The organism is Erythrobacter sp. JB2-19, assembly GCF_057365005.1.
On record NZ_CP200290.1, the window covers coordinates 461,513 to 475,737 of the forward strand.

A 14,225-nucleotide genomic window follows, 5' to 3' on the forward strand; every position below is an offset into this window, starting at 1 on the left:
CAAATGGCGGCAAATTCGCCTCACTTGGCTGTGGATAGCGGGGATGGTTGATCGAAGTGCTTGAACTGTCCCGATACGATCTGCGAAGGCGATGCTTGTAATGGTGACGCCAAGCGAATCTTCTGCGAGCCAATCGGGCAATTATCGCATCACGCATGTTGCGCTGGATGAGGAGACGATCCTCTGGCGCAATGCAGATGTTGAGCAGGAACGGCGCGTCGCGATTTATGACCTGATTGAGGAAAACAGCTTTAAGCCGTTGCGCAGTGCAGAGCGCGGTTCAGATGGACCATACCGGTTGCAATTGTCGGTGCGTGATGGCCGGCTCGCGATGGATATCAGCGATACAGACGAAACGCTGCTTGAAAGTCTGGTGATTGGCCTGGCGCGCTTTCGCCGTCCGATTAGAGAATACTTTGCCATTTGCGACAGCTATTATCAGGCCATTCGCAAGGCGACGCCGTCAGAGATTGAGACGATCGATATGGCGCGGCGCGGTATTCATAATGATGCTGCAGAGCTCTTGCTTGAACGCTTAGAAGGTAAAGTGGAAACCGATTTCGCCACGGCCCGGCGATTGTTCACGCTGATCTGCGTTTTGCATATCAAAGGCTGAAGGCAGGGGCAGGGCACAAGACGTGGTAAGCAGTCGTTCCAAGACCAAGGCCAAACGGCAACGCCCCGCGCGCACGGGGAAACCTCGCCGTGGGCGCTTGCTGGTGTACGCAGCTTCCAGCTTCGCATTGCTGGCGATCGTCTATGCTGCTTGGTTCTGGTGGGACATGCGCAGTTGGCGGCCTGATGAGGCGGTCTTTCCAGAGCAGGGCGCGGTGGTCGCCAGTGGAGCAAAGAACGTCCGGTTTGAAACGCTCAAGGCGCTGGGCGGACAATTCGTCTATCTTGATTTGGGCGATCCGATTGCGCGGCCTGATCCTGAGTTTGCGAAGCACTTAAGTGCGGCCGAGCGCAGCGGGATGAAGGTCGGAATGCTGCATGTGTTCAACCCGTGTCAGCGTGCAGACCCGCAATCGGCCCGCTTTACTCGGATGGTTCCGCGCAGCGCCGACCTGCTGCCGCCCGCGATTGCCTTATCAATGGTGGCTGACACCTGCGAAGATGCGATCAGCGATGCAGCGGTCGAAAGTGAGTTGATGACTTTAATCAATCAGATCGAAATGCATGCGGGCAAGCCAGTGGTGCTAAAAATCAGCCGCGAGTTTGAAGAACGCCATTCGGTGGCTGGCAATATTGAGCGCGACCTTTGGCTGGAGCGTGACCGCGCAAAACCGGCCTATGCCGGGCGGCCTTGGCTGCTATGGAGCGCTAACAGCCAATTGGTCAGTGAAGCGGCAAAGGAGCCTATAGAATGGGTGGTCATCCAGAATTGAATGTCGGCGAACTGGTGGCTGCTGCGCGCGAAGCGGCTGAGCATTCCTACTCGCCATATTCCAATTATTCAGTCGGGGCTGCGCTGTTGTTTGACGACGGGACGGTCGTGACCGGCACCAATGTTGAGAATGCAAGCTACGGACTCGCGCTGTGTGCGGAGACGATCGCAGTGTCCAAGGCGATGGCTGATGGCCGGCGCGGCGGACTGATAGCGGCGGCCGTGACGGGGCCGCATGACAGCGGCGACGGGGAACCGATCACGCCATGCGGGCGGTGCCGCCAGGTGCTGAATGAATTGGCGCAATTGGGCGGGACCGACCCGGAGATTTTGTGCGTCGGCGCGGATGAGATCCGTCGCGTCGCCCTCTCACAGCTGCTCCCGCACGCATTTGGGCCTACACATCTGGCTTAGGATCAGGGCCCTAATTGCCGAAAATGTCACCCAAGGCCTTGCCAACATCGCCAAGCGGGTTTTTGCGAAAAGCGCGCTCTTCGTTGCCGATGTAAGAGAAGATTCCGTCGAGTCCCTGATCGGTCACGCTGCTGTTGATCCGTTCACGATTGAGCCCGGCCGCGCTGATAAAGCGGTGCTGGCTCGATAGCTTTTCAAACTCACCATAAACGCCCAGCTCTTCCAGCGCGCTGTCGACCAGCGGAGAGAGCTTGCCTTGCAGCGTGTCATTTGCGCTGCTGCGCAGATAGCGGGTGCCGCCGTCACCTTTCGAAATGATGCCTGGCGCATCGGTGATCGAGAGATCGCCAATTGCATCGCGAAAGATTGGCTTGGCTTCGCCTGCCGCGATGCCAGCAGCATCATTGATCCGGCGAGTGACACCATCAAGAATCCCGAGCTTTCGCCCTGCGCCCAGGATTGAGCCGAGCAGTCCGCCGCGCTTCTTGCCGATGATGGGCAGGCCAATGCGAATGGCCTCATCGCCGTAAAAGGCGCCGGGCTGCGCGAGCTGGTCGAGAGCGCTGTCGCTGGCCTTGCCCAGCAATGAGGTCAGACTTAGCCCTTGGGCATATGCAGGGGCAGGGAGCATTGCCGCAATGCCGAGCGCCCCTGTTCCAAGCAGAATATCGCGGCGATTCCAGTTCAAATTTGCGGCCATTATCTCATCCCCTTTTTATGCAATATGCTTGATAGTAACACATCGCGGGCTGCGAGCAGACTGAACCGGATGTAAAATCCTATTGCGGCTCATCCAGCCATTCTAGCAGTGCAGCTAGGCAGTCTCGGGCGAGCAGCTTACAGCGCTCTGGTGACCAACCTTGCTCTGGCTCTGGCGCATCGGCCAAATCCTTATACGGCATTTCCAAAGTCATGGCCGTACAGCCGAAACGTTCCGCAACCAAATTGGTGCTGATCCCGAGATTGGCCTTGCCAGCGGGGGCTTTTGGATAGCCGAGCTTTGTTTGAAAGTCTGGCGTCCGCCGGTCCAAAATGCGCTGATAGCGGTAGAACTCCTCGCCTTGCTCGTCGGTCCAGGATGGAATGCCTTCAAAGCCTGCCAGAAACACGGCGGGGATCGCCTCATCGCCGTGTGCGTCAATTGCAAAGTCGACGCCGGTCGCGTCCATATGATTGCGGATCGCGAGGACTTCGGGCGATTTCTCGGCACTTGGCTCGTTCCATTCGCGGTTCAAATTGACGCCAACTGCATTCGTGCGCAGATGGCCGCGGCGTGATCCATCCGGATTGCAATTGGGCATAATGTGTAGGCGGCATTTGCGGCGCAATGCCCGCGCGACCGGATCAGTCGGATCGGTCAGACATTCCAGCACGCCCTCCATCCACCATTCTGCCTGTGTTTCACCGGGGTGCTGGCGCGCATAGAGCCAGACGGAACGTTCACCTTCGCCCATTTCAAGGCAATCGATCGGTTGGCCATCCAGAGTGGTGCCAAGGCGTAGGAGGTCTACACCTTCGCTAGCGGCGGCCTCTGATACTAGGTCATGATGCCGTTCCATGGAGTAGGGCGCGAAATAGGCGAACCAAGCGATATTGCCCGACGGGACATAGCTGATGGTTAGCGTGCCATTGGCCTCGCTTTTGTCAAAGCTGCTGGTCGCGCGCGCCCAGAATTCGCGATCCTCGGACACGCAGGCGTTATAATCAGGCCAGCCGCCTGTAAACGCGCTATCATTAAGGTCAGTGATCTTCAGCGTTAGCTCTTCGCCGGCTGCGCAAGTGACCCGGAAATGGAACCACTGAGCAAACTCCGACATGTGGTCCTTGCGCAGGGCCAGTTTGGCGGTGTTTCCGGAGACGGAGAGAACTTGGATATTGCCGCTGTCAAACTCGGCATCAATGGCAATGTCATTCACTATTTTTGTCACTCACTCGTCTCAATATCTTGCAATTCAATCGTTACGGTGTCGCCATTGCCCCCTGGGAAATCACGAAACAAGGCTTTTGCTAAAATTGGTGCGCTTGAGGCTGCCTGATCTTCAGGTGTGTCCTGCGACACTTCGATTTGAGCGCGCCCTTCCCACAGGTTACCTGGAGATGATGTTTGGGCGCCGGCAGGCCGTAATGTGACAGCCAGCTCAGTGCCGATACGTGCGCGGTTGCTGCCGCCGCCCAGATTGATCCCAATCCCTAGGCCAACGCCGGAGCCAAACGATCCAGTCCGGCCTCCGACCCCGACACTAACGGGCCCGCCGCCTTGGCGCTCGCTCTGCGCTTCAAAACGTTCGAGCGAAATGCTGGCGATAGCGTTTGCTTCGCTGCGCGGTCCCTCGCGATAGCCAAGCGCCACAAGCTCTGCTGCCACCGCGGCTTTATATGGGGCGAGTTCAAGGTCTGCATTGCTCTCGTCAGGCGCGCTTTCGACAAACACAATGCCCTGGCCAATTTGGCCAAGCGTGTCTTGCTGATGGAACCGAGTGACCGAAACAGGGCTGGGCGGCGGAACGGTGGCGCAGGCGCCTAGTGCGGTGGTGGCAGCCAATGCGATGAGCATCGCTGCTTGTTTCATAATGGGTTGAGCCATGTCGGCCTCCTTTAAATATGTGCGACGTTTGATCGCGTAATCCCGTTTCAGCGGCGCACTGTTTGGACCCATTGGCGCGATTGTGCAAAACTGCGTTTCTTTCGATGAGCCATCTACGCTTTTGCACATGTAGCTTGCTAAGGCCTCCCTATGACCGAATTTTCTAAAGTCCCAGTTTTAGTAACAGGCGGTGCCGGTTACATTGGCAGCCATGCGGTGCTTGCGCTTAAAGATGCAGGCTGGCCAGTTGCGGTGATCGACAATCTCACAACCGGCTTTCGTTTTGCGATTCCCGATAAGGTTCCGCTTTACGAGGGCGACATTGAGGATGGGGAGTTGCTGGCGCGCATATTTGCCGAGCAGGGAACGGGTGCGATCATGCATTTTGCGGGTTCGATAATCGTTCCTGAAAGCGTCGAAAATCCGTTGAAATATTATCATAACAACACTGCGAAGAGCCGGGCCTTGATCGAGGCTGCGACCAAGGCAGGCGTGCCGCATTTCATTTTCTCGTCTACCGCCGCGACCTACGGGGTACCAGAAACATCGCCTGTGACCGAGGACACGCCGCGCAATCCGATCAATCCCTATGGCTGGTCGAAACTGATGACCGAGCAAATGCTGGGGGACGTATCTGCGGCGCATGATCTCAACTACTGCGCTCTACGCTATTTCAATGTCGCGGGCGCTGATCCTGAGGCGCGCAGTGGGCAATCAACCGCTGGGGCAACGCATCTTATCAAGGTCGCGGTTGAGGCAGCGCTGGGCAAACGCGAATCGGTGAGCGTGTTTGGCACGGATTATGACACCACCGATGGAACCGGGGTTCGCGATTACATCCATGTCAGCGATCTGGCGGCGGCGCATGTGCTGGCGCTTGAGGCACTTATTGAGCAGCCCAAACGCTCCCTCACGATGAACTGCGGATATGGCCGCGGTTTCTCGGTTCTTGAGGTACTGGACGCGGTTGATCGCGTGACGAATCGCCCGATTAACCGCGTGCTTCAAGGACGCCGCGCTGGCGATCCCGATTCGCTCGTCTCTGACCCAAAGCGGATTCAGTCCACTTTGCCGTGGCAGCCCAAGCATGCTGACCTCGACACGATTATCACCCATGCGCTTGCCTGGGAGCGGAAGCTGTCAGATCTGCGCTAGATCGTATGGCGTATGAATTTACGGCCTAGATTGCTTGACCTTGGCGGTCTCTGGCGCTAGTGGCCGCTCAACAAATTCCGCGCGTCGGGGCTATCTCCGGCGCGCTTACCTTTGGAAGACAGACAATGAAAATCCGCAACAGCCTGAAGTCGCTGAAAAACCGCCACCGCGATTGCCGAGTGATTCGTCGTCGCGGCCGCACTTATGTGATCAACAAGACCAATCGCCGTTTCAAGGCGCGTCAGGGCTAATCAGTCCTGTTATGGCCAATTGTCCAAGAGGCAATTGAGCAACCGCACCGGCCCGCCTCCGCAATGGAGAGCGGGCCGTTGCCGTATTTGGAGCATTCCCAATGAGTAAGGCACCGGCTGCGGTCGTGTTTGATGTGGGGCGCGTGCTGTTCCACTGGCAGCTTCGGGCTCTTTTCGAAAAGCTGATCGAGGACCCTGAAGAGCTCGACTGGTTCCTCGCCAATGTCGTGACCGAAGAGTGGCATTTCCAGCATGATCGCGGTTGCCCGCTGGGTGACATGGTTCCCGAACGCATTGCAATGTTCCCAGAATATGAAGCGCATCTCAATGCCTACACCACACGTTTTAACGAGACCGTGCCCGGCCCCGTCGAGGGGACGCATGATATCGTCAAGCGCCTGCATGCCGATGGGGTGCCGCTGTATTGCTTGACCAATTTTGGGCATGAATTCTGGAACATGTTCCGCCCCGAACATCCGATCTTTGACCTGTTTGAAGATATCATCGTGTCAGGCACAGAGAAGGTCGCAAAGCCTGATCCGCGCATTTACGAGCTTGTCGAGGAGCGAAGTGGTTTTGGGCCTCAAGAGCTGTTCTTCACCGATGATAATGCTGCGAATATTGAGGCGGCACAGGCTCGCGGTTGGTCGGCGCATTTGTTCACCGATGCGCAAAATCTAGAAGCGCAATTGCGCTCCTCTGGCTTCTTGGCGGCATAAACCAAAAGACCCCCGGCGCCGGTTGGGGAAGCGCCGAGGGCCATCATTCATCGTCCGAGTTGGAGAGCTTCGGACGAGAGGAGGTCTTTTAGGTAGGCTTACTTGCCGTTGCACTTGGCCAGCTTGTCTGCTGCCAGCTCTTCACCCTTGGCGGTAAAACTCACGATCTCACCGAATTCACGTGAGAGGCCGCGGCAGATGCGAAGTGGGCGTGAAGGACCTTTGTTCGCGACACACGTGGTGCCTTTGCATGACCAAGCGACGCCCGATGCGACAGTGCGGCTGTCATCTGCGGGCTGAGCAAGAGTTACGGTGTAGTAAGGGCCGCTCTTCGCCATCGCGGGCGCCGTTGCCACACCGAATGTCAGGCCAGTGTAAACTAATGCCATTGCGAAAACCGATAGGCGGCTGAAACGTGAAAGGGAGAGGGTCATCGTTCATTCCTTGTTTGAGATGTTTAATCAGTTGCAATTCAAAACCAGTTGCGAATCACTACCTAAGCGATTAGGTTTTGAGTTGCAACTAAAAACTGAAATCTTTTTGCGTCATCTGAAAATCGCGCTAAAAAGGTTTCAGGGAGAGGACTGAATTATGGGCGATATCCGCGAGCCATTGCGTGAACTAACTGAGTGCGGCCTACCGCAAGCGCTTGAAGTTATGGGCGAACGCTGGTCATTTATGATTCTGCGGGCGAGCTTTAACGGTCTACACCATTTCGAGGAGTTCCTCAGTGAACTCGGCATTGCGCGCAATATTCTGTCCAACAGGCTGGCGAAATTGGTCGAACATGGGATCCTGAAAAGAGAGCCATGCGCCGATGATCGCCGCAAAATTGAATACCGGCTGACGCCCAAAGGCTTCGATTTGCTCCCTGCGATGCTTGCGCTTCGCCAATGGGGCCAGAAATACGGTGTCGAGGTGGAGGAAAGCCCTGTGCTTGTCGATGAGCAGGACCGCCTGCCGATTGGTCCGGTGTCAATCCTCGCTCATGACGGACGCATTTTGACGCATGAAGATCTGTGGCTGGTCGCGCGTGAAAACCTGGGCAAGCGGGCTGATGGCTCAATCGCCTCTGTCGAAGGCGATCTATCGCGCGGCGATGTGGTTGATCTGGCCGCCGCCAAGCGCGCGGCGGGCTAATCCTGAGGCCTGCCTGTTTTCTACATGCGCGCGGGTTGGTGGCGATAGCTAAGCGCCTCGGCGATATGCGCACGTCCAACAGTCTCGGCTCCTGAGAGATCAGCGATTGTCCGCGCGACCCGAAGCATTCTGGTGTATCCGCGCGCTGACAGGCGCAGCTTCTCCGCCGCCTGCATGAGCAATTGCCGACCGGGATCATCTGGCGAGGCATAATGTTCCAGCTTCTCGCCATCGAGTTCCGCATTGGATCGAACACCGCGTCCCTCCTGAACTCGGCGAGCTGCTGCGACTCTTTGCGCCACGGCTTCACTGCCTTCGCTCGCTGGCGGCAGGGCCATATCCATCGCGCTGACTGCGGCCACTTCAACATGCAGATCGATCCGGTCCAGCAAGGGGCCGCTGATGCGCGCTTGGTATTCGGTGGCGCAGCGCGGCCCGCGCGCGCAAACATGGCCCGGTTCGCCGGCATGGCCGCAGCGGCAGGGGTTCATGGCGGCTATCAATTGCACTCTGGCCGGAAAGGTAACGTGCGCATTGGCGCGGGCGACATCGACATGGCCCGTCTCCAGCGGTTGTCTGAGGGAATCGAGCACTGGACGCTGAAATTCGGGCAGTTCATCTAGGAACAGCACGCCGAGATGCGCCAGGCTGACCTCGCCAGGGCGGACTTTCAGGCCGCCTCCGGTCAAGGCGGCCATGCTGGCTGAGTGATGCGGTGCGCGGAAGGGCCGCGACCGGCTGATCCGTCCGCTGTCGAGCAATCCGGCGACCGATTGCACCATCGACACCTCCAACGCTTCGCTGGGCGTAAGTTCGGGCAAGATGCCGGGAAGGCAGGATGCGAGCAGGCTCTTGCCCGATCCCGGCGGCCCCATCATCAGCATATTGTGCCCGCCGCTGGCGGCGATCTCGAGCGCGCGCTTGGCGGTTTCTTGACCCTTAACTTGTTTCAGGTCTGCGCCAATCGGCTTTTCCTCTATCGCACCTCGCTCTGGCTCTGCCAGGGTCTGCGTGCCTTTGAGATGATTGAGCAGGCTGACCAGATCCTTCGCCGCCAATACCGGTATTCCGCTGGCCCATTTTGCCTCAGGGCCTTGCTCTGCCGGGCAGATTAAGCCGATTTCATTTTCACTCGCATGCAGTGCGGCCAGCAATGCACCCGGCGTGGCGACAATTCGGCCGTCAAGTGAGAGCTCTCCAACGGCCAGCCAGTCCCCCAATTGCTCTGCATCGGTCACGCCCATCGCCGCGAGCAGCGCGAGCGCAATTGGCAAATCATAGTGCGAGCCGTCCTTTGGCAGATCGGCGGGAGACAGATTTATGGTGATCCGCTTCGGGGGCAGGGCAAGGCCCATCGCAGCCAGCGCGGCCTGCACTCGCTCTCGGCTTTCGCTGACGGCTTTATCTGGCAATCCGACCACGGTGAAGCGCGGCAGGCCGGACGCGACTTGGCATTGCACCTCTACGCCGCGCGCCTCGAGCCCGAGATAAGCGACCGTTTTGACCAGTGCGACCAAAGAGTAACCCCCTAATAACTATAGTGCGATAGCCACCCAAAACTCATTCATTCGCACTATTCGATTGCATAGGTGCAATTCCTAAACGTCTTGGCAAGCATAAAACTTCGCCATTCCTAAAATATGTCGATTCTAAAGATTAGGGATGCAACATGTTACTCGCCTGCTCATCGCTATTTTCAGCTTACTTGCATTGCCAAGTGTTGCCGCTGCGCAAGAATTTGCAGCATCGCGGTCAGTCGCGGTGGAACGTTGGGTGGAAGAATGGGACCCTGCGGCTCAGCGCTGGGTGCGTCTGCAGTCTTCAGCCGCTGCGCCCGCTAGTTTCCAGTCGGTTTCGGCAGGCAGCAGCGCAGTTATCACCGAATACACTTATGTAGAACCGCAAGCCGACGCGATGACGACCCGCTATGCAGCGCCGCTGCCGGCTGCTGCGCGGCCAGCGAAAGCGGCATTGGCGCAATATGGTCCGTTCCAAGTTCTTGATGAGAACCGCGCCACTGTGGTTGGCTCAACCAACCGGATGAGCCCGCAATACTTCAACGCGATGCTACGCGATTTCCCAGGTCTTAAGCACCTTGAAATGATCGAGGCTCCGGGCACCAGCGATGACATTGCCAACCTTGCCGTGGGCCGCGCCATTCGCGCCGCTGGCCTCTCAACCCATGTTCCCGACGGCGGCTCTGTGCGCTCTGGCGCGGTTGAGCTGTTCCTGGCGGGCAAGACCCGCACTATGGAAGACGGGGCCGAGTTTGCGGTGCATTCCTGGCTCGACAACCATGGTCGTCAACCACAAGACTTTGCCCCGGACGCGCCGGAAAACCGTCTCTATCTCGACTACTACACCGAGATGGGCATGAGCGATGTGCGCGCGCGCGACTTTTACGCAATGACCAATTCTGTGCCGCATCAAAGCGCCAAATGGCTCGGCGCGGACGAAATGCGCACGTGGCTGCGCCCTGAGCGTCCTGCACGTGCTCCAAAGGTTGAGCGCCAGCGCCAGATTGATCTGAACTTTATCATGATGCCGACCATCAAACTGGCATTCAACGATATCGCTCATGTTGAGCTCGCAATGCTTGACTCAGGGTGCGCTTTCCCATAATTGCGCGCTCGTAATGCGGTCGCCAGCAGGCGGCCCTTTTTATTCGCGCGGCAATAAAGATTATCATATTGCTGAGCACACTGATTTCGAGGACGATATGAAGCGGACATTCCAACCAAGCAATCTCGTGCGCGCCCGCCGCCACGGTTTCTTCGCTCGCAAAGCAACGCCAGGTGGCCGCAAGGTTCTGCGCGCTCGCCGCAAGCGTGGCCGCAAGACCCTTTGCGCGTAAATTAGACTGGTCGGCGTCCCTGCTGGGACGCGCAGTTTTTGCTAACGACTGAGACGTCGTATGCTGCGGGCTCCCATTGGGGGCCCGTTCTGCGTATAGCAGCACCTTAATGGCTCAAGTTCTTACAAAGCGGTCTGACTTTTTGGCGGCGAGATCGCGGTTTGCGTGTGGCGCGGCCGGGGTTTGTTTTGCTCACCCGTCCCAATGGCGGTTTGGGTCAGCGCTATGGCATTACCGTGACCAAAAAGATCGGCAATGCCGTGGTTCGCAACCGAATGAAACGCAGGTTCCGCGAAATACTGCGCGCGGCTTTGCCTCAGTTTGGCCTGCCGGATCATGATCATGTGTTGATTGGCCGCGCAGGCGGAGTGGAGCGCGACTTTGATGCGCTGGGTCAAGAGCTTGAGCATGCACTGGAGCGCGCCAAGGCGGGGAAGGGCGATCCGGCCCGTGGACGCAGGCCGCGGCGCGGCAAGCGCCAAATTCCCAGCCAGAAGATCAGTGGTTCAACCCCATCATGAAGCACGTTCTGATCTTTATCGCCAAGCTGTGGCAATGGGGGCCAAGCCGGATTTTGCCGCCGACATGCCGCTATGCGCCGTCGTGTTCGCAATACGCGATCCAAGCCTTGGGGAAATATGGCGCGATCAAGGGTGGATGGCTGGCGACGAAGCGGCTAATGCGCTGCCATCCGTGGGGCGGGCATGGATATGATCCCGTCCCTTGAGTTCGCATTTTTGACTGTCATACCTATATAACACGCCTGCTGCCAAATCGGGCAAACACACAAACAGGATTTACTCTTGGACAATCAGCGTAATTTGTTGCTGGCCGTAGCGCTTTCAGGTCTGCTTATTCTCGGTTGGGATGTGGCCATGCGCCAGTTCTATCCGGATGCCGCGATCACGGCGTCAACCGAAGAGGTTGACCCAGCGGCGGCTGCGAGCGCGGGCGATGTCCCGGGAACCAGCGTCGTTGCAGCGGACTTGCCCAGCGGCGTGACGCCTGCGGCGGGGCCAGTTGATCTGGATGCAGCCTTGGAAAACCCGCTACGGGTGGCGATTGATGCGCCGCGCCTGGCTGGCTCAATCAACCTCGTCGGTGCGCGAATTGATGACATTGTCCTAAAGGATCATCGTCAGACGATTGACGACGACAGCGGCCCGGTGCGGCTGTTCGCGCCGGATCGCACCGACAACCAGTATTTTGCTGAGTTTGGCTTTCTCGCCAATGCTGAGCGGCTGGGCCCGGATGTCGTCTGGACTGCCGACGGGGAGAGGCTGACCGTAGATACGCCGGTCACGCTAACACACACGGCCGCCGATGGACTGACCTATTCGATCAAGCTTTCGATTGATGACAACTACATGCTGGAGGCGGTGCAAACCGTATCCAATGCTGGCGAAGCTGCGGCGGTGGTTCAGCCATTCTCGCTGATCAACCGCACGAGCGCCAATGCCTCGGCAGACGAATTTATTGTCCACGCGGGCCCAGTCGGTGTGTTTGGCGGCACGATCGACGAAGAATACGCATATGACGACCTTGATGAAGTCCCGAGCTACACCCCTGAGGGTCAAGCCAATTGGCTTGGCTTTACAGATCGCTACTGGCTTTCCGCACTTGTCCCGGGCGAGGGAAACTTTGAAACCAACTTCCGTGCACTAGGCGGAGAGATTTACCGCAGCGATCTGATCTATGATGCTGTCACCCTGCCTGCCGGGCAATCCATTGAGCAAACAACGCAGCTGTTCGTGGGCGCCAAAGAGAGTGCGGTGCTGGATTCATATGAGGAGAGCGGGATTGATGACTTCGGTCTGGCGATTTCATGGGGCTGGTTCTGGTTCCTTGAGAAACCGCTGCTGCTGCTGCTCAAGACTCTGTTTGATTTCGTTGGCAATTTCGGTGTCGCGATTGTCCTGCTCACTGTGATCATTCGCGGATTGCTGTTCCCGATCGCGCAAAAGCAGTTCGCCAGCATGGCCGCGATGAAGGCGGTTCAGCCTAAGATGAAGGCGATCCAGGACCGTTATAAGGACGACAAGCAGAAGCAGCAGCAAGAGATTATGAAGCTGTACAAGGATGAGAAGGTCAATCCGCTCGCCGGCTGTTTGCCGCTGCTGATTCAGATCCCGATCTTCTTTGCGCTCTACAAGGTTCTGATCCTGGCGATCGAAATGCGGCACGAGCCGCTCGTTGATTTCTGGATTAAGGATCTGTCCGCACCAGATCCCTGGACAATCCTCAACCTGTTCGGCCTTCTGCCATTTGAAGTGACCGGTTTCTTGGGTATTGGCGTGCTCGCTGTGCTGCTTGGTGTGACCATGTGGCTCACGTTTAAGCTGAACCCATCGGCAATGGATCCGATGCAGCAGCAAATCTTTAACTTCATGCCGTGGATTTTGATGTTCGTGATGGCGCCGTTTGCGGCCGGTCTGCTGCTTTACTGGGTAACGTCGAACATCCTCACCTTGGCTCAGCAAAGCTACCTCTATTCAAAGCACCCGCAATTGCGCGCTGCTGCTGAGAAGGAAAAGGCCGAGAAGGAGCGCAGTAAAGCGCTTGAGGACCAGTCAAAGGGCGAGGCGTGACCCCAGAAAAAGAGCAGCAAGAGCAAGAGGAGCGGGCGCAGAAATTTCGTGAACGCGCCGCTTCCAAGCTCTTCTCCGGGCGCGTGGACTTCCTGTTGTCCGCGCCCCAGCTCAAATTCCTGCCCGAGCCGACGGTGCCGGAAATTGCCTTTTGCGGGCGTTCCAATGTCGGCAAGAGCTCGCTTTTGAACGCGCTAACCGGGCGTCGCTCAATTGCGCGTACCTCCGTTACGCCGGGCCGGACGCAGGAGCTAAATGTTTTCGAGGTGGGTGAGCCGACCCAGTTCCGGCTCGTCGACATGCCGGGCTATGGCTTTGCCAAGGCGCCGCCCAAAGTGGTCGAGACATGGAAGAAGCTGGTGCGCCAGTACCTTCGCGGACGGCCCGTTCTTGCTCGCAATCTTGTGCTCGTCGACTGCCGCCACGGGCTCAAGGATGTTGACCGCGAAATGATGACCATGCTGGACGAGACAGCCGTCGGCTACCGCGTTGTCCTGACCAAGGCGGATAAGATCAAAGCCAGCGAGCTGGCCAAAACGGCAGAGGCGGTTTCCGCTGAGGCGCGCAAACATGTGGCTGCCTTTCCTGAACTGCATATCACCAGCAGCGAGAAGGGCATGGGTATTGCGGAGCTTCGCGCAGCCGTGTTGCTGGACGCTATGGGTGAGAGTTACTTCACCTAAAGATTACTTCGTAAACAGCTGATCGGGATCGGCGAAAGCCTTCATCTCGATCGCATTGCCGGAAGGGTCGCGAAAAAACATCGTCGCTTGCTCCCCGGTTTCGCCTTTGAAGCGCACCGTTGGCTCGATCACGAACGTTGTGCCCGCGTCTTTCAGCCGCTCCGCCAACGCTTCCCAGGCGAGCATATCCAAGACCAATCCGAAATGCGGCACCGGTACGCCGTGACCATCGACAGGATTGCTCGCGCTATCGCCAGCCGCACCCGGTGCCAGATGCGCAACAATCTGATGACCATGGAAATCAAAGTCGATCCATTCGTCGCTGCTGCGGCCCTCTGCGCACCCCAGGACGCCTCCGTAAAAAGAACGCGCGGCGGCAAGATCATCAACCGGGAAGGCGAGGTGGAATGGTGGTGTAGCCATGTCTGGGCGAAGAGCCTTTCTGTGATT

18 protein-coding genes and 1 pseudogene are annotated in these 14,225 nt (G+C 57.7%); 13 read left to right on the plus strand and 6 right to left on the minus strand.

Going from position 1 to position 14,225, the window contains the following annotated elements:
- Positions 1-100: 100 nt before the first annotated feature.
- The 3 genes from AC0V6O_RS02295 to AC0V6O_RS02305 all read left to right on the plus strand — a co-directional run bounded on the left by AC0V6O_RS02295 (position 101) and on the right by AC0V6O_RS02305 (position 1,801).
- Positions 101-616, plus strand: a complete 516-nt coding sequence (locus AC0V6O_RS02295) for a UPF0262 family protein (protein ID WP_486141325.1) — start codon at positions 101-103, stop codon at positions 614-616.
- Positions 617-719: 103 nt separating this feature from the next.
- Complete coding sequence (locus AC0V6O_RS02300; RefSeq protein WP_472639816.1) at positions 720-1,388, plus strand: glycoside hydrolase family 25 protein; 669 nt, start codon at positions 720-722, stop codon at positions 1,386-1,388.
- A complete protein-coding gene (locus AC0V6O_RS02305) occupies positions 1,367-1,801 on the plus strand; it encodes a cytidine deaminase (RefSeq protein WP_486141326.1) in 435 nt (144 codons plus the stop codon). The genes AC0V6O_RS02300 and AC0V6O_RS02305 overlap by 22 nt, the downstream gene beginning before the upstream one ends.
- A gap of 10 nt (positions 1,802-1,811) precedes the next feature.
- Here AC0V6O_RS02305 and AC0V6O_RS02310 read toward each other — a convergent pair whose 3' ends face one another.
- From AC0V6O_RS02310 to AC0V6O_RS02320, 3 genes are all read right to left on the minus strand, one after another.
- Positions 1,812-2,501, minus strand: a complete 690-nt coding sequence (locus AC0V6O_RS02310; RefSeq protein WP_472639815.1) for a DUF4197 domain-containing protein — start codon at positions 2,499-2,501, stop codon at positions 1,812-1,814.
- Positions 2,502-2,580: 79 nt separating this feature from the next.
- A complete protein-coding gene (locus tag AC0V6O_RS02315) occupies positions 2,581-3,717 on the minus strand; it encodes a M14 family metallopeptidase (RefSeq protein WP_486141327.1) in 1,137 nt (378 codons plus the stop codon).
- 8 nt (positions 3,718-3,725) lie between these two features.
- The gene (locus AC0V6O_RS02320; protein ID WP_486141328.1) at positions 3,726-4,385 is read right to left on the minus strand and encodes a hypothetical protein; all 660 of its coding nucleotides are present in this window, start codon (positions 4,383-4,385) and stop codon (positions 3,726-3,728) included.
- Between the two features lie 150 nt (positions 4,386-4,535).
- Here AC0V6O_RS02320 and galE point away from each other — a divergent pair, with 150 nt between their 5' ends.
- The 3 genes from galE to AC0V6O_RS02335 all read left to right on the plus strand — a co-directional run bounded on the left by galE (position 4,536) and on the right by AC0V6O_RS02335 (position 6,510).
- Positions 4,536-5,540: a UDP-glucose 4-epimerase GalE gene (gene galE, locus AC0V6O_RS02325; protein ID WP_486141329.1), complete on the plus strand. Its 1,005-nt coding sequence runs from the start codon at positions 4,536-4,538 to the stop codon at positions 5,538-5,540.
- Between the two features lie 125 nt (positions 5,541-5,665).
- The gene (ykgO, locus tag AC0V6O_RS02330; protein WP_007165381.1) at positions 5,666-5,791 is read left to right on the plus strand and encodes a type B 50S ribosomal protein L36; all 126 of its coding nucleotides are present in this window, start codon (positions 5,666-5,668) and stop codon (positions 5,789-5,791) included.
- A gap of 101 nt (positions 5,792-5,892) precedes the next feature.
- Complete coding sequence (locus AC0V6O_RS02335) at positions 5,893-6,510, plus strand: HAD family hydrolase (protein WP_486141330.1); 618 nt, start codon at positions 5,893-5,895, stop codon at positions 6,508-6,510.
- Between the two features lie 98 nt (positions 6,511-6,608).
- Here the strand turns inward: AC0V6O_RS02335 and AC0V6O_RS02340 are convergent, their stop codons facing one another.
- On the minus strand, positions 6,609-6,944 hold the full coding sequence (locus AC0V6O_RS02340) for a DUF8200 family protein (protein ID WP_486141331.1): 336 nt from the start codon (positions 6,942-6,944) through the stop codon (positions 6,609-6,611).
- Between the two features lie 157 nt (positions 6,945-7,101).
- Here AC0V6O_RS02340 and AC0V6O_RS02345 point away from each other — a divergent pair, with 157 nt between their 5' ends.
- Positions 7,102-7,650: a winged helix-turn-helix transcriptional regulator gene (locus AC0V6O_RS02345; RefSeq protein WP_486141332.1), complete on the plus strand. Its 549-nt coding sequence runs from the start codon at positions 7,102-7,104 to the stop codon at positions 7,648-7,650.
- Between the two features lie 20 nt (positions 7,651-7,670).
- On the opposite strand, the gene AC0V6O_RS02350 is transcribed toward AC0V6O_RS02345, so the two are convergent.
- Complete coding sequence (locus tag AC0V6O_RS02350; RefSeq protein ID WP_486141333.1) at positions 7,671-9,167, minus strand: YifB family Mg chelatase-like AAA ATPase; 1,497 nt, start codon at positions 9,165-9,167, stop codon at positions 7,671-7,673.
- 145 nt (positions 9,168-9,312) lie between these two features.
- Between AC0V6O_RS02350 and AC0V6O_RS02355 the strand changes: the two genes are divergently transcribed.
- From AC0V6O_RS02355 to yihA, 6 genes and pseudogenes are all read left to right on the plus strand, one after another.
- Positions 9,313-10,272, plus strand: a complete 960-nt coding sequence (locus AC0V6O_RS02355) for an alpha/beta hydrolase (protein ID WP_486141334.1) — start codon at positions 9,313-9,315, stop codon at positions 10,270-10,272.
- Between the two features lie 97 nt (positions 10,273-10,369).
- Positions 10,370-10,504, plus strand: a complete 135-nt coding sequence (gene rpmH, locus AC0V6O_RS02360; RefSeq protein WP_119514694.1) for a 50S ribosomal protein L34 — start codon at positions 10,370-10,372, stop codon at positions 10,502-10,504.
- A gap of 109 nt (positions 10,505-10,613) precedes the next feature.
- Positions 10,614-11,025, plus strand: a pseudogene (gene rnpA, locus AC0V6O_RS02365) (ribonuclease P protein component).
- The gene (gene yidD / locus AC0V6O_RS02370; RefSeq protein WP_472639804.1) at positions 11,022-11,231 is read left to right on the plus strand and encodes a membrane protein insertion efficiency factor YidD; all 210 of its coding nucleotides are present in this window, start codon (positions 11,022-11,024) and stop codon (positions 11,229-11,231) included. The pseudogene rnpA and the gene yidD overlap by 4 nt, the downstream one beginning before the upstream one ends.
- A 76-nt stretch (positions 11,232-11,307) precedes the next feature.
- Complete coding sequence (yidC, locus tag AC0V6O_RS02375; protein ID WP_486141335.1) at positions 11,308-13,092, plus strand: membrane protein insertase YidC; 1,785 nt, start codon at positions 11,308-11,310, stop codon at positions 13,090-13,092.
- Positions 13,089-13,775 carry a ribosome biogenesis GTP-binding protein YihA/YsxC gene (gene yihA / locus AC0V6O_RS02380; protein WP_486141336.1) on the plus strand — a complete coding sequence of 229 codons (687 nt, stop codon included), beginning with the start codon at positions 13,089-13,091 and terminating at the stop codon, positions 13,773-13,775. Before yidC ends, yihA begins: the two co-directional genes overlap by 4 nt.
- A gap of 3 nt (positions 13,776-13,778) precedes the next feature.
- Here the strand turns inward: yihA and AC0V6O_RS02385 are convergent, their stop codons facing one another.
- The gene (locus tag AC0V6O_RS02385; protein ID WP_472639801.1) at positions 13,779-14,198 is read right to left on the minus strand and encodes a VOC family protein; all 420 of its coding nucleotides are present in this window, start codon (positions 14,196-14,198) and stop codon (positions 13,779-13,781) included.
- Between the last annotated feature and the right edge of the window lie 27 nt (positions 14,199-14,225).